The organism is Mesorhizobium sp. M0152 (assembly GCF_040322415.1).
Classification (GTDB): Bacteria; Pseudomonadota; Alphaproteobacteria; order Rhizobiales; family Rhizobiaceae; genus Mesorhizobium.
Genome location: NZ_JAMYTH010000020.1, coordinates 14,198 through 31,448, shown reverse-complemented (window position 1 = coordinate 31,448; position 17,251 = coordinate 14,198). Strand labels below are relative to the sequence as shown.

15 protein-coding genes and 2 pseudogenes are annotated in these 17,251 nt (G+C 60.9%); 7 read left to right on the top strand and 10 right to left on the bottom strand.

Annotation, left to right across the window (positions count from 1 at the left end; genetic code table 11):
- Nucleotide 1 precedes the first annotated feature (1 nt).
- Both NKJ26_RS20115 and NKJ26_RS20110 read left to right on the top strand, forming a co-directional pair.
- On the top strand, nucleotides 2-1,387 hold the full coding sequence (locus tag NKJ26_RS20115) for a hypothetical protein (protein WP_352696661.1): 1,386 nt from the start codon (nucleotides 2-4) through the stop codon (nucleotides 1,385-1,387).
- Nucleotides 1,384-2,673, top strand: coding sequence for a lipopolysaccharide biosynthesis protein (locus NKJ26_RS20110; protein WP_352696660.1), 1,290 nt, complete (start codon nucleotides 1,384-1,386; stop codon nucleotides 2,671-2,673). Before NKJ26_RS20115 ends, NKJ26_RS20110 begins: the two co-directional genes overlap by 4 nt.
- Nucleotides 2,674-3,535: 862 nt before the next feature.
- Here NKJ26_RS20110 and NKJ26_RS20105 read toward each other — a convergent pair.
- Both NKJ26_RS20105 and NKJ26_RS20100 read right to left on the bottom strand, forming a co-directional pair.
- A complete protein-coding gene (locus NKJ26_RS20105) occupies nucleotides 3,536-4,186 on the bottom strand; it encodes a sugar transferase (protein ID WP_352696659.1) in 651 nt (216 codons plus the stop codon).
- A 309-nt stretch (nucleotides 4,187-4,495) separates the two neighbouring features.
- Nucleotides 4,496-5,062: pseudogene (locus NKJ26_RS20100) on the bottom strand (transposase family protein); the annotation flags it as partial.
- A gap of 248 nt (nucleotides 5,063-5,310) precedes the next feature.
- Between NKJ26_RS20100 and NKJ26_RS20095 the strand changes: the two are divergent.
- From NKJ26_RS20095 to NKJ26_RS20085, 3 genes and pseudogenes are all read left to right on the top strand, one after another.
- Nucleotides 5,311-6,330: an IS110 family RNA-guided transposase gene (locus tag NKJ26_RS20095; protein WP_352696658.1), complete on the top strand. Its 1,020-nt coding sequence runs from the start codon at nucleotides 5,311-5,313 to the stop codon at nucleotides 6,328-6,330.
- Between the two features lie 189 nt (nucleotides 6,331-6,519).
- Nucleotides 6,520-7,710 (top strand): annotated as a pseudogene (locus tag NKJ26_RS20090) (IS3 family transposase).
- Between the two features lie 7 nt (nucleotides 7,711-7,717).
- A complete protein-coding gene (locus NKJ26_RS20085; protein WP_352696657.1) occupies nucleotides 7,718-8,029 on the top strand; it encodes a response regulator in 312 nt (103 codons plus the stop codon).
- Here the strand turns inward: NKJ26_RS20085 and NKJ26_RS20080 are convergent.
- Nucleotides 7,971-8,423 (bottom strand): amidase family protein, encoded by a 453-nt coding sequence (locus NKJ26_RS20080; RefSeq protein WP_352696716.1) that lies wholly within the window; start codon nucleotides 8,421-8,423, stop codon nucleotides 7,971-7,973. The genes NKJ26_RS20085 and NKJ26_RS20080 overlap by 59 nt on opposite strands.
- Before the next feature lie 660 nt (nucleotides 8,424-9,083).
- Here NKJ26_RS20080 and NKJ26_RS20075 point away from each other — a divergent pair.
- Entirely contained in the window at nucleotides 9,084-9,656 is a 573-nt protein-coding gene (locus NKJ26_RS20075) for an alcohol dehydrogenase catalytic domain-containing protein (protein WP_352696656.1), read from the top strand.
- 163 nt (nucleotides 9,657-9,819) lie between these two features.
- Here NKJ26_RS20075 and NKJ26_RS20070 read toward each other — a convergent pair whose 3' ends face one another.
- The 4 genes from NKJ26_RS20070 to NKJ26_RS20055 all read right to left on the bottom strand — a co-directional run bounded on the left by NKJ26_RS20070 (nucleotide 9,820) and on the right by NKJ26_RS20055 (nucleotide 13,355).
- A complete protein-coding gene (locus tag NKJ26_RS20070; RefSeq protein WP_352696655.1) occupies nucleotides 9,820-10,278 on the bottom strand; it encodes a Ros/MucR family transcriptional regulator in 459 nt (152 codons plus the stop codon).
- A 551-nt stretch (nucleotides 10,279-10,829) separates the two neighbouring features.
- Nucleotides 10,830-11,411: an XRE family transcriptional regulator gene (locus NKJ26_RS20065; RefSeq protein ID WP_502903153.1), complete on the bottom strand. Its 582-nt coding sequence runs from the start codon at nucleotides 11,409-11,411 to the stop codon at nucleotides 10,830-10,832.
- 194 nt (nucleotides 11,412-11,605) lie between these two features.
- A complete protein-coding gene (locus NKJ26_RS20060) occupies nucleotides 11,606-12,733 on the bottom strand; it encodes an RHE_PE00001 family protein (RefSeq protein ID WP_352696653.1) in 1,128 nt (375 codons plus the stop codon).
- Nucleotides 12,734-13,049: 316 nt separating this feature from the next.
- Nucleotides 13,050-13,355 (bottom strand): type II toxin-antitoxin system Phd/YefM family antitoxin, encoded by a 306-nt coding sequence (locus tag NKJ26_RS20055; protein ID WP_352696652.1) that lies wholly within the window; start codon nucleotides 13,353-13,355, stop codon nucleotides 13,050-13,052.
- Between the two features lie 83 nt (nucleotides 13,356-13,438).
- Here NKJ26_RS20055 and NKJ26_RS20050 point away from each other — a divergent pair, with 83 nt between their 5' ends.
- Nucleotides 13,439-14,611 carry a site-specific integrase gene (locus NKJ26_RS20050; RefSeq protein WP_352696651.1) on the top strand — a complete coding sequence of 391 codons (1,173 nt, stop codon included), beginning with the start codon at nucleotides 13,439-13,441 and terminating at the stop codon, nucleotides 14,609-14,611.
- A gap of 298 nt (nucleotides 14,612-14,909) precedes the next feature.
- Here the strand turns inward: NKJ26_RS20050 and NKJ26_RS20045 are convergent, their stop codons facing one another.
- The 3 genes from NKJ26_RS20045 to repC form a co-directional block, all read right to left on the bottom strand.
- A complete protein-coding gene (locus tag NKJ26_RS20045; RefSeq protein ID WP_352696650.1) occupies nucleotides 14,910-15,392 on the bottom strand; it encodes an RES family NAD+ phosphorylase in 483 nt (160 codons plus the stop codon).
- Nucleotides 15,389-15,820: an antitoxin Xre-like helix-turn-helix domain-containing protein gene (locus tag NKJ26_RS20040; protein WP_352696649.1), complete on the bottom strand. Its 432-nt coding sequence runs from the start codon at nucleotides 15,818-15,820 to the stop codon at nucleotides 15,389-15,391. The genes NKJ26_RS20045 and NKJ26_RS20040 overlap by 4 nt, the downstream gene beginning before the upstream one ends.
- Before the next feature lie 91 nt (nucleotides 15,821-15,911).
- Nucleotides 15,912-17,117, bottom strand: a complete 1,206-nt coding sequence (gene repC, locus NKJ26_RS20035; RefSeq protein ID WP_352696648.1) for a plasmid replication protein RepC — start codon at nucleotides 17,115-17,117, stop codon at nucleotides 15,912-15,914.
- Nucleotides 17,118-17,251 lie beyond the last annotated feature (134 nt).

Sequence of the window (17,251 nt, the reverse complement as noted above, 5' to 3'; positions counted from 1 at the left end):
CATGTCGATGAGTGCTGCTCCATCGCGCCTTGTTGCCGCCAGCCGCAGGCGGGAGAAGGGCTATGCTCAGTTTACCGAAGCAGCTTTTTCGATTCTTCTGCTTGGGCTACCCATTTGGTGGGCCTTGGGGATCGGCTTCGTGATGCCGATGTTACTCGCCCTCGTCTTGTTGATCATGCGCCCTTCGGCAAACCTGCATTTCACTTTGGGGGACTGTCTGCTCGCCTTCATCATCGTTGCGCTCACCGGATCCGCATTCGTCAACGGCCTCATCATCGCGCAGAAACCGCTGAGATTCGCCGCGGCCATCTACAATGTGGCAATCTGGGCGAGCGCCCTCATCATCGTCCAGCAGTTTCGCGCCCTCCTCCAAGATGCCGGCGATAGGCGCCGCCGAATTCTTCATTATGCCTCCTGGAGCTTTGTAGTTCTCATCTCCCTGACCTGGGGCGCCTTCGTGTTCGCCTATGCAGTCGGGCAATTCGACTTACAATTCCCAAGTCTCTTTGGCGCCATCGCCGGTAACAGGATTCCAGATTCGGCCCCTCTCATCCGCCAGTCCACAACAATCACCCTCACTATTGCCGACTGGGGCTTGCATGAAACTCCGATGCCACGCATCGGCGTCTATGGCCCCTATCCAAACGCCACTGCCATCATCATCGCCATCCTCGGTGTCCTGGCGCTTCTGCACCTGCATAACCGTGGAGGCCGGCGAGCCCTGTTCGCGCCATTGCTTGAGGGCCTCATCACGGCAACACTCGCCATTTCGTTAAGCCGTTCAGTTCTTGCAGGCTGGTTGGCGGGGCTCGTGGTGGCGGGAATAGCTTTCGGTTCGCCATGTCAACGCTTGGCAAGTTTTGCGGCGGTTGCCGCGGTCCTTCTCCTGCCGCTACTCGCGGACTTATCGTCGCTTACGACATACCGGCAATACAGCACCGACAGCCGCACTGATAACTACCTCCGAGCCGTCGTCGAAACGCTCGACAACAACCCCGTCTTCGGCCTCGGCATCAAGCCGCGCGAAGAAATCAGCCATATTGCGGTGGGTTCGCACTCGACTTTCATCTCCGCCTTTACAAAGGGAGGCGTTCTCGGTCTGTCGCTGGTGGCGGCCTACCTGCTGGTTCTTCCGGCCATACGCTGGCTCGGTCTCGCGGCGGCCGCCAAGCGGCTGCCAGTCGCTGCCAGAACGCAGCTCCGACTGTTGTTGACGCTTCAGATCACTTTGTGGGCGTGGCTCGTGTTCGAGGATATTGACGCGCCCGCGATCGCCTCCACACTGATCTTCCTCTTCATCGCCTACAGCGAGTTTCTCGCAGCCAGCTTGCAATCCGCCCGGAGGGTGGCGCTGCAGTGCCCGATTCGGCAGAGTCTCCGGTCATGACCTTCTTGCCGTCGGCGTGGCTAGAGACCGCCGATGCCGGCGCCGCTTCGCGCCGCAAGCTGAGTGGGCGCATTCTGCGGGTATTTTTCGTGCGCAGCGCCGGCGTTGCTGCCCTGTTCGCGCTCGAAATCGTTTTGGCCAGGTCACTTGGCGCAGCGGATTATGGAGCGTTCAATGTCTCCTTGGCGACCGCCACAGTCGCGGCGCGGTTTGCTTCGATGGGCTGGCTCAACGCTTCGACGCGGTTGCTGAGCGCTTACACCAACGCGCAACAATTCGGCCTCATCAAGGGGGTGCTGCTGCAGGCTTATGCGACGACTATCGCCGGGCTCGTCGTATTCCTCGGAGCGCTGGGGTTCGCACGCTTCATATGGCCAGGTATCGCGGGCAACATAGTTCCGGCCTATATGGCATTACTTGCCACAGCAGTGACACTGCTTGAACTGCATCGTTACTTATTGCGCGGCTTCCACGCGGGCGACCTCGGTGAAGCTTTGCCTACCTTGATGTTGCCAGTGGGCGTCATTGGCTTGGTGTTGGCACTGGGGCTCCACGATCCAGATCGTGCGGTGGTCTATTACGGCGCCAGCTGCGTTCCGCTCCTTGCGATTTCAGCGGTTGCAGTCGCGAAATTTACGCCGCCCGCTACCTGGAAGACAGCAGCTGAGTGGCGCGTGGGCGAATGGGCTTTTGCAGCCGCCGCCATGCTGGTCGGCAGTCTTAGTGACGAGCTCATATCACGCACCGCCGTGCTGATCTTGGGCTTTACCGGCGACAACCATGGTGCGGGACTTTATCAAGCTGCGTCGCGGCTCGCGCTGATGAACGTCTTCATCCTGCGGATCATTACGCCGGTTGCCGCGCCGTGGATTAGCGTGATGTACAACAATGGCCGCCTCGAGGAACTGAGGAAGTCATATCTGCGCCTTTGCCTGTTGTCGCTGGCTGGTGCACTGCCGCTTGCCGTAGCGTTCTGGGCGGCGCCAAGTCTTGTGCTCGGCTGGTTCGGCAACGAGTTTGTTGGAGCGGCCGCTATCCTCCGTCTCCTTGGCCTCGGCTATCTGATCTCTGCCGCCGCAGGCCCTTGCGCCACGGCACTGATGATGGTTGACAAGGAGCGGACCTACAGCAAGCTGGCGCTGGGCTTCGCGGCATTCAATTTCGTAGCAACCTTCATCCTTTCGGCACTTTACGGTGCCGATGGCGCCGCCATTGCGACCGCAGCTACGCTAATCGCTGCCAACATCACGTATTTCATATGTTTCTGGCGAACGATCAAACCGTGAGCACTTGGTCGCGTCCCGTACGGCGCCGTCCTCGTTTGATCGTGAAGGAAAACAACACCAGCAAGTCGGAATTGGTGCAGCCGCGCATTGCAATCGCTCTTGACGATCAGTCCGGTGTACGCCAGAGGCAGCGCCCCGCAGGAACTCTTGCTGGGCCAAAGCTTCTCGCAGCCTCTACAATCGTGACGCCAGCAATCCCGTTGCGAAAATCCGCATCGCTCAGGACGACCGAATGGGTCACCCCGTCACCCGCATGCCTTATCTGAGCGCCAAAGGATGGTACACAGGTGCAGGCTATTGCGAAGCGAGCCTACGCCAGCCGGTGCCGGACTCCCTACGACGTCATCCTGCGGTTTTCCATTATTGATGTAATTTGGAAATTGAGAGAGGAAATCATGCGAGCATCCGGCTCGTCCATATAGGCGGGGTAGCGGAGTAGCGGATCTACAAGAGGCCGGAATTCCCGAACCAGCTCAACGGCACCTGCCAGCGCAGCCAAGCGTGGCAGGTGCGCCGAACGTCCGCGAAGTGAATGACGTGCGCGACACGCTTTCGCCGTTGTCACCGTCTCGTGGTAGCAATACATCACCAAGGAGGGCGCAAGCCGCCGCCAATCCTGCTGCAACAACTCATGCCAGTTGAAAAAGGTCCTGATGGTCGTAATCGCCGAAACGAGACAGTCGCGGGCGAGCGCACGGCGATCAATGATGATGATTCCTCTCCGAACGTCGCGCCGTCACCCGCACCCTTGTTCGGCGGGTTGTCCACTGGCGATAACAGAATATGTCGTCGTGGTCAGACTCCAAACAACTTCCGAATCACTCAATCGTATGCACGATTGGGGGACGGGCCGCGGACCGGCTCAGTAGGCGGAATCTGATTCGAACACCTCACGGACGGTCTGAAGGAAGATCAGGCAATCGACTGGCAAACTGGCGTTCTCGATATACTCCAAATCAATGTCCACACGCCGCTGCATGTCCTGTATTCGCGGGGTGCCTCCGCGCGCGCCGCTGATTTGCGCAAGCCCAGTTAGGCCTGGGCGAACTTCAAATCTCCGCACATAATGTGGGATGCGCACCATGTAGAATCGGTCATGCTCAATGGCATGTGGCCGCGGGCCGATGAGTGACATCTCACCACGCACCACGTTGAAGAGCTGTGGAAGCTCATCGAGGCTCGTCGCCCGGAGGAACCGGCCCAATGGGGTGACTCGTGCATCCTCCCGGATCGCTTGCTCGACCGTTCCCGCTCGCGGCTCCGCCCAATACATCGTACGGAACTTGAGGAGCATGAATGGCTTCATGCCTATTCCGCCCCGCCGTTGCCGGAAAAGGATCGGTCCAGGAGATGTTATTGAAATACCGACGGCTATGAGCCCTATCAACGGGATCAGGGCAACCAACAAGAGTACAGCTACTAACGTATCCAGCGAGCGTCTGAACCGGCTGTTCAGATAACTGCGGGATAGATCGCTAATAACCCGACCAGTAGAATGCTCTAGCGCACCCATGTCGACCCCTACGAACGACATGCTTCCCTAAACACACCGTCTGGTGATTATCACTGCGCCGTAGGCTTTTTTTTTACTCAGCATCGCCGAGATAACTAGCGCACCACCGTGCGTCCAGATACTGCGCCTCCGGAAAGAGTGCAAATAATTTTACAAAATTTGGATTAAAGAGTCTAGCGAAATTAACGCTCGCAACGCGACTGACGTTAGCCTGCCGATGCGAAAAATGAGCCGGACGATATTGTAGTCGCGGCGCCGTTCTTCAAGTCGACGCGCGCCTGGGCGAGCGAGGTGAATAGGGTCTCGTTCAGGAACTCGTTTTGCGTGCAGGGCGAACTGGCCACCTTCGAGCGTTCGAGCGTGGTGGCGAGCGAGACCTTGACGCCAAACTCGTAAGGGGCATGCGCCTTGCCCTTGCCGATGCACTCGACCTCGGGCGCATGCAGGCTCCAGATCTTGCGGCCGCGGTGGCGTGGCCGTTGCTCCAGCATCGCCGAAGCCTGGTAGAGGGGCCATTTGAAGATCGCGGCCAACTCCGCGTCGCCGGCGACGTGGCGAGCGATGTCGCGAATGGTCCGGCCGAGATAGGTCTTGAGCTTGCGCAGCGCCCTATTGGCCCGCTTAAACTGCTTGGCGTGCGCATAACGCTGGTGCTTGATCAGCGCCAGCTTGCCGACCCGCACATAGGTCTGGCGCAAATCCACACCCACCTGCTTGGCCAGCCGCACCAGCCGCTCGCGCGCCCGATGAATGAGCTTGGCGTCGGTCGAACATCACGTTCTTCGGCTGCACTGTCGTGTCGACGATCACCCGGCGCGTGTCGGCCGGCTGCATCGCCCCGCTCTTGATCGCAACCGCGAGACTTTCCTGCAGCTGACCTGCCACTGAACTGTCATCCAGCTGCGATTAGAGCCTCGACCGTTTTTGTTACGCCTTTGACCTGCCGCTGAGAATTTCCTCCATCTGAGATTAGAGTCCGGCCCTTGATCGAAGGACGGACTGATGAAGAGAAAGCGGTTCACGGAAGAGATGGGGTATTCGGTTCGGCTCCCTGGACGTCTGGCCCCTTTCGGATCATGACGTTTGTCTGATGCTCAGAGCCGACCTGGCAAGAGGAGATTGGCATGAGCGTTTATGCAGGACTGGATACTTCACTCGACGCGGTAGCTATTTGCGTTATCGCCGAGACCGGCGAGATGCTGTGGCAGGGGAAGGTGCTCGGTGACCCGGATGCTGTGACGGCTGCACTTCAGCGATGGCGGGACGATCTAGTTCGCGTTGGCTTAGAAGCCGGTGCGACATCGGAGTGGATCGGCGGACACCTGGTCGACGAGGGCTTCGCTGTCGTGTGTCTCGAGAGTCGACATGTCAAAGCGGCTCTGGGCGCGATGACGGTGAAGACGGACCGGAATGACGCGCAGGGAATTGCACAGATTGTGCGCACAGGTTGGTTCAAGGCAGTTCATCTGAAGTCCGCTGCCGGCCAGAGGCTGCGCACGCTCACCGCCGCGCGCAAGGCTGCCGTCAGGGCTGTCACTGCCAACGAGCAGGTCATCCGAGGCTTGTTGCGTCCCCTTGGGCTAAAGATTGGCGCCGTCACGCGCGTTCGTTTCGAGGCAAGGGTTCGACAGCTGGTCGGAGCGGATCGGCTGTTGCTGGGTATCTTTGAACCGCTCTTGCGGATGCACAGGTGTCTGCGCGAGAATCTGGCGGATCTGCACCGGTTCATCCTGAGAGCGGTTCGAGTGGATCCCATCTGCCGTCGCCTCATGACCATGCCTGGCATAGGACCCGTCACCGCGCTCACCTACAAGGCAACGATCGATGATCCCAAGCGCTTCCGCCGATCCAGGTCGGTCGGTGCGTATCTCGGCCTCACACCACGAAGATACCAGTCAGGAGAAGTCGACAGGGTCGGTCGCATCACAAAAGTGGGTGACAGTGAGACGCGAACGGCCTTGTTCGAGGCGGCCAACGTCATCCTGCGCCCGAAGACCCGATGGTCGAGCATGAAGGCTTGGGCAATGAAGATTGCCAATCGACAGGGTGTTCGACGTGCGAAGGTCGCCCTGGCCAGACGAATGGCAGTCACCCTTCACCGCATGTGGGTTGACGAACAGGATTTCCGTTGGTCAGCAGCTTAGGCTGAACTGTCCACGGAATAGCGAGCGCTCGATGCAGGGCGCGGTCCGGACGAGTTCGCATGATCTGTCGTTGCCGGTTCCCGAGCACGCTGAAGAGCTTTGAACCGATCGGACCCACGGACACCATCATGCCGGCGGCTGCGTGCCGACCGCGAACAGAAGCAAAGAACCTGCATCGAACGTCACATCTTGACTGGGGGACACCGAATACAGAAGCAGATCATTGCGGTTCTGCGCGAGCACGAGGCGGGAGCGAAGGCGGGCGATTTGGCTCGCAAGCACGGGGTCTCGGAGGCGACGCTGTATAATTGGAAGGCAAAGTATGGCGGGATGGACGTTGTCCGACGCCAAGCGCCTGAAGGCCTTGGAAGATGAGAATGCCAAGCTGAAGAAGCTGCTCGCAGACCAGATGCTCGAAGCCTCGGCGCTGCGTGAGCTTCTGTCAAAAAAATGGTAGGGCCCGCCGCCAAGCGCGAAGCCGTTGCGCATCTGCAGGCCGTCATGGGCCTGTCGGAGCGTCGGGCCTGTTCCTTTGTGGGCGCTGATCGCAAGATGATCCGCTACCAATCCCGGCGTCCGCCCGAGACGGAGCTGCGTGGTCGGCTGCGTGACCTCGCCAACGAGCGCCGACGCTTCGGCTACCGGCGGCTGTTCATCCTGCTCAGGCGCGAGGGCGAGGCATCTGGGGTCAACCGCATCTATCGGCTCTACCGCGAGGAGGGCCTGACGGTGCGCAAGCGCCGGGCAAGGCGGCGAGCGGTCGGCACGCGGTCGCCGATCCTGGTCGAGGCAAAGCCGAACGCGCGCTGGTCGCTGGATTTCGTCCATGACCAGTTCGCCTGCGGCCGGCGGTTCCGGGTGCTCAACATCGTCGACGACGTGACGCGCGAATGCCTGGCGGCGATCCCGGACACGTCGATTTCCGGCCGCCGGGTGGCGCGTGAACTGACGGAACTGATCGCCCACCGCGGCAAGCCCGGCATGATCGTATCCGACCACGGCACCGAGTTCACCTCGAACGCCATTCTCGCCTGGGCGAAGGATCATCGGGTGGAATGGCACTACATCGCGCCGGGCAAGCCGATGCAGAACGGCTATGTCGAGTCATTCAATGGACGGATGCGCGATGAGCTCCTGAACGAGAGCCTTTTCTTCGGCCTGGATCACGCCCGCAGTGCCATCGCCGAATGGAGGGAGGACTTCAACACCGCCAGGCCACATTCCTCGCTCGGATACCAGACCCCGGCAGCCTATGCCGAGGTCATCACCGCAACCGGCTCCGACGCTGCGCTAGTCGAAGGCTCCGCGCCTCCGCCGGTTGCTCAACCCGCGCCACAAGGCGTAACAAAAACGGTCGAGGCTCTAATCGCAGCTGGATGACAGTTCAGTGGCAGGTCAGACCCCTCATGAATTGAAGGACATCGGTCATCCCGGGGTCCCCATACCCAAGCGGAAGAATCGTAACACCGTGCCGATTCTTCTGCTCACCGCCCGTGACACGTCCCTGCAAAACGTCGAAGGGCTCGATAAGCCGACCGACTATCTGGTGAAACCGTTCGACCTCGACGAATTGCTGGCACGTTTGCGCGCCCTCAAGCGCCGGCGGGAGGGCCGCACCGAGATCATCCTGAAAAGCGGCGCTATCGAAATGGATCCGGCGGCAATGGTAGGCGCGGCGCCGAGGGCCAGATCGCGATGACCGCCAAGGAATTCCGGCTGCTCGTCCTGCCGGGGCCTTCGAAGAGATGCGGCCGTGGGTCGAGAGCGATGATGGAGCTCTCCCGCATCCATGGCGCGATCATCTGCAGGCCGATCGGCAGGCCCGAGGAATCGCGCCCGCAAGGGACCGTCGCGGCCGCCAGGCCGCACAGATTGACCGGCCAGGTGAAGGGCGACCAGCCCAGATGCGCGTCGACGGGAAAGAGGGCGTCAAATGGCTTGTCCCCGTTAGCCCGCAGCTGTCTTTTTCGTCTGGCCTTGTTGAAACATCCCCGCCGCTTGCCAATGATACGGATCGAAGGAGCGGCGCCCTTCGCGTCGTCGCCTGGCCGGTGGGCTGTAATGTCCTGAGTTCGATCGTTGAGGAACAGCATTAGCAACTGCGATCGCTGACACGTCGCGGCAGATCTCAAAGCCCGCGCCGCGACAGACCACAAAGATTGACGACGATGTCGTCGGGCTTCAGCATGGTCCTGCTGGCACCGGCTTTTTGGCGCGCTGACGAGCGTCACGTACCGTCGACGCCAACGGATCGGGACGTTTCCGTTGCTGCCAAGAGACGTGCCTTCGGCCAGTCGAAACACCGTCCGTTCATCGCGCACCCCCCTGCTGGGCCAACTTTCATGCCAGGAACCATTCCGTCCCGGGTGAGTTCGGCGTGTAGGCACATGTTCCGAAAGCCCTGAACATGACAGAACTTGATCGATCAAGGCAGAAGGTTACTGCCGAAATCGTGCGGCGTTGGATGGGCACGGAAGTCCTGCGCCGGCACTTGCGCCAGCTCCTAAACTGGCGGTTAGAACCTGATCTGCCGCCCAACGTTGCCACATTGGTTGATGAACTTGACCGCACGGGACCCGATGCCAAGCGGGACGGCACACAATCACAGCGCTAAACACTCTGCCCCCCGATGACGCAGCGATACGACATGGAAAAAACGCCTGAAGGGACGTGGGACGTCATCGACATTTTCACCGGCATGCCCGTTGTCGAGGTGGGTGTTCCCTTGATCGACATGCCTATCCATGAGGCCGATGATCTGGTTGATCTTCTCAACTTTCGCGACAGGGAGCGGCGGGGAGACAGGTAAGGGCCACCGAAGTCTGCCGTATTGGCCCCAGCGGCCACCCTTTTCCTTTAAACGGCGTGCGCCTCGCGCGAACGATGTTGTCATCGAAATCCTATACTGCGGCGTTTGGCATTCCGACCTCTACGACTGGGGCTGGACCAACTATCCCATTGTCGTTGGACACGAGATTGTTGGCCGCGTCGTCAAGGTCGGCCCTGACGTGACCCGCCACAAAATTGGCGATCACGTTGCCGTCGGCACCATGGTCGACAGCTGCCAACATTGCGACCAGTGCCGAAAAGGCGAGGAGCAGCTCTGTCGTGAGGGAAACACCCAAACCTTCGCCGGAAGCGACCGGATCACCGGCGAGCCGACTTGGGGCGGCTATTCGAAGCACATCGTCGTGCGTGAGGAGTTCGTGCTTCAGGTTCCCGATGGCCTCGACTTGGCCAAGGCCGGGCCCCTTCTCTGGCGGGTGCCACGACCTATTCGCCGCTGCGGACCTGGAATATCGGCCCAGGTAGCCGCGTCGGCGTGAAAGCCAGCCGGGTCAGAGTAATCGTCTATTGCCGCCCCGCTAGGAAAAAAGACCGGCGCCCTCGCTGGGAGGTTGCCCGAATGGCGCCGGCCAGACGGTCCTTTTCAGGTCCGCCGCTCTCCAAACATAGCTGAGTCTTTCCGTGGCGTCAGGTGGTGGCGGATTACGCTTTGGCTTTCCGCTTCGCAAGTGCCTTCTTGGCTGGTGCGACGGGTTCAGCCTTGCGGCCAAGCCCGATGGACTTCGCAAGTTGCGAGCGCTGAGCGGCGTAATTGGGAGCTGTCATAGGGTAGTCGTGCGGCAAGTTCCATTTGGCGCGATAGGCGTCCGGTGTCAGCCCGAAGTCCGTGCTAAGATGCCGCTTCAGTGATTTGAACTTCTTGCCGTCTTCGAGGCAGATAATGAAGTCCGGCGTCACCGACCTCTTAGGGTTGACCGCGGGAGTTTGCGGTTCAGCGACAGGCGCGATCGGCGTGCCAAGTCCGGACAACGAAGCGTGAACCGATGCTATCACCTCCGGCAAGCCAGACACCGGCAACGGGTTATTGCTGACATATGCTGAGACAATGTCGGCGGTTAACTCAGCAAGTTCGGCAGCGCGGGTATCGGCGTGGTTGGTCACGGGTTGATCCTTTTGTCTGATTTATCGCTTCTCTATTGGCTGATGATCAACGACGCAACCGAGTCCACGGGATTTAACCGCTAAAACAACAACTGGGCGAAACGTCTATTGATACCAACCAGATGCAACCTGGCATATGGAGTTTACTGAAACCCTCCAGGCAAACTGGCCAGGCTGAACCGAAGGGAAGACCTTACCCATCTTCTCGGCACACGCATGGTCCACTTTTCCTCCATTTCTCTTTTACTCGACAAGCTGCTAAAGGCTTCATTCGATGGGCCTTCAGATCCGCTAGCTGGGTCGATTTGAGCCGAGCGTAGCCGCGATCATTTTATGCCCATCCGAAGCTCGGTGATCCGCGGCCTGTTGGCCGAGTTCGGCATCGATATTCCCGAAGTTTTGAGCGGGGCGCTTAAGCTGGCGCGCCGGAGATAGCCGAGAGGATCGGGATAGGTGCTCCAGTAAATCCGTCCGAATGTCTCGCCCGGCGGTATGGTCTCGATTTAGAGCTTTGCACGCCCGAAATCGGGTGGAGGTGGAACGCCGGGCATTCAGTCGAAATCGCCCCTGGCCATGCCTTCCGCGGCGGCCAAAACCGAGGCGTCATCGCCTTGTTGAAGGGCTCGAAGGCCGGGCCGCCCATCGAGGGCGCCATGGCGCGACACCAGAAACCGATGGACCGCCCAGGCACTGTTGCCCAACATTGCATGCAGCGCCGGCAATGGCCCGAACGGTCGGCCGTCCTTGTCGAGTTGCCAGACGGGAAAGCGGAAACCGCGTTTGGCGCCATCGATCCCGAGCACCTGTCCGCTTTGCCGCCTGGCGTTGACCGTCACCCGCGACGTGCCGAGCAGTTCGGCGAAGGCATCCGCGCTCAGCATGTCCTCGCCGGCGACAATTTCGGCGACGCGCTTGCCGCCACGCGCGCGCGCTCCGGCAAGCGCCGCCTCGAGTTCGGCATCCGGCTTGCCCGTGTCCTCGACGGGAAAGGTATCGTCTGAAGCGATCGGTTGCTCTTCGACCGGCGTGATCGTCTGCGCACCAGCCGTTGGATCGACCTCTACCCGGAACGAGACGCGGTGGCCGATCTTGCGGCTGCGGGCGATCGCTTCCTGATAGCGTTCGAGCAGCATCTTCTTGAAGTCTGCCTGTGCCGGCAGCTTCGTGGTGAAGCTCAGGGCGGTGACTCCCGCGTGCGACGCGGTCCCGCTATGATTGCTGCGTTTTGGAGCGGCCATGATTAGAACCTCCTGCTGTCACCAATATGGCTGATAGCAAGTTCGTCAAGTTCGACAATTTCGTAAAGTTCGCAGCGAATGGCTGCGGCCTACACAATTCCCCACGCGCGAAACCTTCCCCTGCCCGTCATCTCGCGCAAGCCAAGCTCGCCGATCAGGTTGAGCGCCCCCTGTTTTGTCACCTTTAGCCGCTCCTGGATCATGCCCGTCGAGACGAGCGGCCGCGAGAGCACCAGCTCGACCAGGTCGGGCAATTTTGAGCTGGCGCGGCGTTCGCGCAGCCGTCGCTCCATCTGGCTTTTTGCCAGCACGAGACGGTCATGCTCCTTCAGGCCAGCCACTGCTGCGTCGTGAATGGCATCGAGCAAGGCGAGCAGCCGATCGCCGCGATTGCGCGCCCGCCGCCGCTCGCGCGGAATGTTTTTCGCGCCGAGATGAATGCAAGCGAGATGGTTGGCGGCGAGTCCTTCCTGTCGCAGCAGTGCAGCCACGAGCAGCGGCCCGAGCCATGTGGCATGCTGCAGCACCTCGATGTCCGACCACGCTTCGAGCAGGACCGCAGCGCGCAGGACGACTGGTTGCCCCCGCGTTTCCGCGAGCACAGCGTGCCATTCGGCCAGCCGTTCTTCCTCATTCCAGTCGAGATCGTAAATCAGGTCCGGCCGGACGTCCGGGCGCGCCGCTTTCGCCGGCACGTCGGCGCCGCTGAGAAGCTTTGATGAACGTGCCAGGACGGCATCGATCTCGGCAAATTCTTCGGCCAGCAGATCGGCCTCAGCGTCATCGCGATCGTCGGCTTCCACAGAGGCAGTTCCAGCCCCCTCCCCGTCCCGGCTTTTTTGGCCCGCCGCCGGCATGGCGCCGCCGCGACCGGTCAGCGCCAAAAAACCGTCGCGGCTGAGCGCCCAGTCCGGCTTTTGCGCAAAAATGCGCCGGCGGGTTCGCAGCACCGCGTGGGCGCGGGTGAGTTCGTGGGTCGGGGTGCGGATGTCCATGTGGGCGTCGTGCAGGACGAGATCCTCGAGGTGGACGAGCTCGCCCTCAAGCCAGAGCGCGGCAGCCGCGTCAGCAAAATGCTGGCGCTCGACAAAACCGTCGCGGACGGGAGAGCGGGCGACCCGCTCGTCGAGGCGGACCAAAGCCGCGGTCGCGCGGGCAACCGGCCCGATCAGGGTTTCCAGCGGCAGTTTGCCGAGCGTGTAAGCCATTGTTTTCATGATGGCTGATTCGCATTGGTCAAGCTAGTGAGGGTCTCACTGGACTTGCGTCGTATTTCTTCAGGGAGAAACCTCACGATCGATAATGACCTCTTATCGATAGTGATGGATTTAGACGCTCAAAGGCGCTAGATTCGGCGCAAGGCACGGTCGCCAAGGCCGCAGAAACACCTGGAAGACGCCTTGATAGAGACTGCCCCTGCGCCGATGCCGGCCGGCATGCCACAGCGCCAGCACCAGGCAGGGCCGGTCCTTGTCGAGGAGATTCCACTGAAGTCAGGGACAAAAAAAGCGGAAGACGTGGCCGACCTTGATTTCAGCCGGCAGCATTTCTTGCCGTCGCTTTTGACCCAGCGGGTTTTGACTCGGAGAGCTCGTCGTTGAGATGGTCAAGACTTGGCTCCATTTCGCAGGCTTCGACCGCGGCGATTTCGTCCGCGCTGAGCTCCGCTGTCGGCTCGACCAGCCGGTCGCGCTTCGACAGCCGGACAAAATCCTCGTAGGCCAGCAGCACGGTGCGCGGACGGCCGTTCTTGGTGATGATGACCGGGGCGCGGACCGCGGCATCCTGATAGGCGCCAAAATTTTTCGAGACGGTGGCGGCGCTGACGGTGGTGGTCATCGGCCAAACTCCTTTGTTCCGGAATACATGGGGTTTCCGGGCTTTCCGAAAGGTTGGGGAGCCAATCAGATGGAAACGAGCCCGTGAAAGAGCAGCTTGCCAAGATCAAGAATGCCGAAATCATCGCGCGACGTTCGGAGGGGCTCGATGCGCTGGAGGCGGTGCTGCCGTTCGATCGGCGCGAGTTTTTGGCCGGTCTGCTGACCGATGACGACGTCGAGACGTTACGCCACCTGGCGAAGGAAGGGATGGGCGAGAATTCCTTGCGGGCGCTTGCCTCTGACCTCGGCTATCTCGAGGCCTGGTGCCAGGCGGCGACAGGATCGCCCTTGCCCTGGCCGGCGCCGGAGGCACTGCTGATCAAGTTCGTCGCGCACCATTTGTGGGACTTCGCGAAACGCGAGACGGATCCGGCGCACGGCATGCCGGCCGACGTCGCGGCGACGCTAAAATCCCAAGGACTTTTGCGCAGCGACAGACCGCACGCGCCCGCCACCGTGCGCCGGCGGCTGTCGAGCTGGTCGACGTTGACCAAATGGCGCGGGCTTGTCGGAAAATTCAATGCGCCGGGGCTGCAGAGCGCAATAAAGCTGGCGGTGCGTGCCAGCGCCCGCCCGCGCGGCCGCAAGAGCAGGAAAGCGGTGACCGCCGATATTCTGTCCGCCCTGCTCAAGGCTTGCGCCGGCGACCGTCTCGTCGACGTCAGGGATCGCGCGATCCTCATCACCGCCTTCGCCTCCGGCGGCCGGCGTCGCAGCGAAATCTCTGCTCTGCGCGTCGAACAGCTGGTTGAGGAGGACCCTGTGCCGGCCGATCCGAAGGAATCGGACGGCGACACACTGCCGTGCCTTACGATCCGGCTCGGCCGCACCAAGACGACCCAGGCCGATTCCGACGCTTTCGTGCTGCTTGTCGGCCGGCCGGTGCTGGTCCTGCAAGACTGGCTCGAGCGGGCCGGTATCGCCGAGGGGGCCGTGTTTCGCGGTATCGACCGCTGGGGCAATCTCCAAAAACGCGCGCTGACGCCGCAGGCGATCAACCTGATCCTGAAGCGCCGAGTCGCCGAGGCTGGGCTCGACCCGGCAGCGTTTTCCGCCCACGGCCTTCGCTCCGGCTATCTCACCGAAACCGCTCGCCGCGGCATTCCGCTGACCGAAGCCATGCAACAGTCACAGCATCGTTCTGTGCAGCAGGCCTCGAACTACTACAACGATGCCGAACGCACGCTCGGGCGGGCGGCGCGGGTGATCGTCTGAGGCGCAGATCGATCCGGCACATCACGGTTTGCAACGTCGCCCAGCACCGTTGGCGAGGCAGACACGCTTGTCGCCGGCGTGCACAGCAACCCTGTGGGAAACGGGCTAAAAACTTGCCTAGCTCTTCCTGCGCGCAGGGCTTGCCTCGTCGGCCGCTATCGATGAGAAGCTATGTGCAATTGTACGTCGGCCACGTCTCGGCCGAGATGACGCGAAAACCAGCACCGAGGCGACCGGTTCCGCGTCAATCTCACCAGGGCCTCGGGGTTGTGGGCGACAGAAAGCCCCTCCCCTTGGGCTACGCGCCAAACAGCCGCCGGTCCCAGTAGACGGGCTGGTGCAGACTTGCCTCGATCCTTGAAAACTCCAGATGCGCCGGGTTGATCAGCACATTGCAATCGAGACGCGCCACGACGCTCGGCACCAGCAGGATGACGCTGCGCCGTTCTAAACACCATGTTTCGCCAAATCCCTTGCTCACGGTTGCCGGCATCGCGTCCCACCCGGGCAGTGCCGGCTGGGAAAGGACCTCGTAGCTCAGCCCGCGTGGGATCGTGATTTCAATGTAGTGCTGGTTGGGCGGCAGCCGGCCGCTGCCATGCACAAGCTTTTCCAACAGAGCTGTCGAGTAGTGCTCGCTGGTGTAGATGATTGGGGTTCCGGGCGTGTTCCATCGCCCTGGCGCGATTGTCGAGCCGGTCGCGTCGAAGATCGGGTAGGTTCCTGCCGGATCGCCGATGCGAAAGGACGACAGCGTGCGATCGAGAGTCTGCGCCGTCACGCAGCACTGCCGTATTTCAGACCTCCGAGGATATCGACCACCATTTCGGCACCGAATTCGCTCAAGATAACGACGTCGATTGGTCTCTTGTCCTCGATCATCGGGTGCGGCCGAAACAAGAAGTCACGCGCTTCTTCTTCGTTCTGCCAGACATCGACAGCAAGACCCCAGACGCGCGCCACGCGGGCCAATCGCGTGCCCTCGTCCGACGAGAGGCGATGGACCGTCTTGCGCCGCTCGTAGGTCGCCTTGGGGATCAGCCGGTATTTGAACTGAGCATCGCCGGGCGCCAGAAGACGCGCGACGCGCTCAAGCGCCCCAATGGGAAGTCCATTCTCGATCCGGGAGATCAGCCCGAAAGGCGACCGCGCCGCCACCTCTTTCACGGGCAGCCCCAACACGTCGGCGACATTGCCGAAAGCTAGCATATCACTCTCCATTTCATGTGAGGCAAAATATAGCCTCACATGATGCGTCATGCAAGCATTTGCCTCGACACGAACTCCGATTCGCCATCCGTTACGCTGTCATCTTTGCCGTCACGCCGTTCGCTCGCAAGGCCGCCATCAGCATCGGCCCGACCGAAAACTGCCCCGCTCGTGCCTTTTCGGTCAGCACCCGCAGATAACCGCCTGCTGAGTTGATGTGCTGTGCCCTTTGCAGAATGCAGGCAATCACCATTGCGGCGACCTCCTGGCCCATCACATGGCAGGCCTCCTCATACGCCGAGGGAGAAATGCCAAGGTAGCCCCGCACCTGGGCTGCGGTGATCATCAATTCGCGCCAGTTCCCGATCCCGCTGCCGGCATATTCCGCGATTTCGGGGCAGGCTTTCAGCACCAGCCCGATCGGATACGTTTTCGGCTTCTCGGCCGGGGCATATGTTGGCTCGACCGCGACCCCGCTTTTCTCGGAAGCAGGTTCAAATACAAAAGTAGAGTCTGTGTTTGAATCTGATTGCTGCCGCTCATTTTGGGACTCATTGCCGCTAGGAATCTTGGAATAGGTAAGGTTTTCCAGCATCCTATCCACATCATGATGAAGCGCGGCCAGTCTGGCGACGATCCCTTCCAGCTCCGGCAGTCCAGCACGGCGCGGGATTGCATCGACGATAGCCCGAAAACGCCTCCACATGCCGCCCCAGTCGCCGGCGACCCCCTCTTCAATCGCCGCCTCCACAAGTTTATGAATGTCGCGACGATGCAGAGTGATCCGCTCTCGCATCAATTTGAGCGCTCGGCTCTCGGAACGGACCTGCTCGGCGGCGCGCTGAAACTCCGCCGCCCGTGTCAGCAGCGGAGCCAGCGAAAACCCGAATGCTTCCTCGACAGCCCCACCCTGCCCTTTGCGAGCGAACCTTTTGCCGTTCGGACTGTCGCGGCGAATGATAAGACCGCACTGCACCAGTTCGGCCAGGTTCCGCCGCAGTGTCGAATCGGCCATGCCGTGTGCCCGCAGCGACAGCTGTGCATTCGAGGGAAAGACCATCAGGCCATTTTCCTCGCTGATCTGGTCGTCGGGATAGAACGACAACAGACCGCTCAGCACAGCCAGGGCACGATCGCCCACACCCAGGATCGATTTCCCTTCACAGAGCCAACGATAGACTTGCCACTTTTCCACGAGAGATCCTTGTGGAATCTCCCGCGCTGCCGTGTTCGCCTGCACCAGGGCAAGCGTCATCGGCCGCCGCCCAAAGGGCGTCGTTGCGTACCCACTCTCCATTTCCCTCACCTTTCAATCAGGCAAAAGAAATCTGCTCGCCCAAACGGCGCCACGACTCTTGACAGTGATTCGGGGAAATGCGATTCTCGGCTTGCTACAGACCTGAGAAGGGCTTCCGCGACGGTGACGTTCGG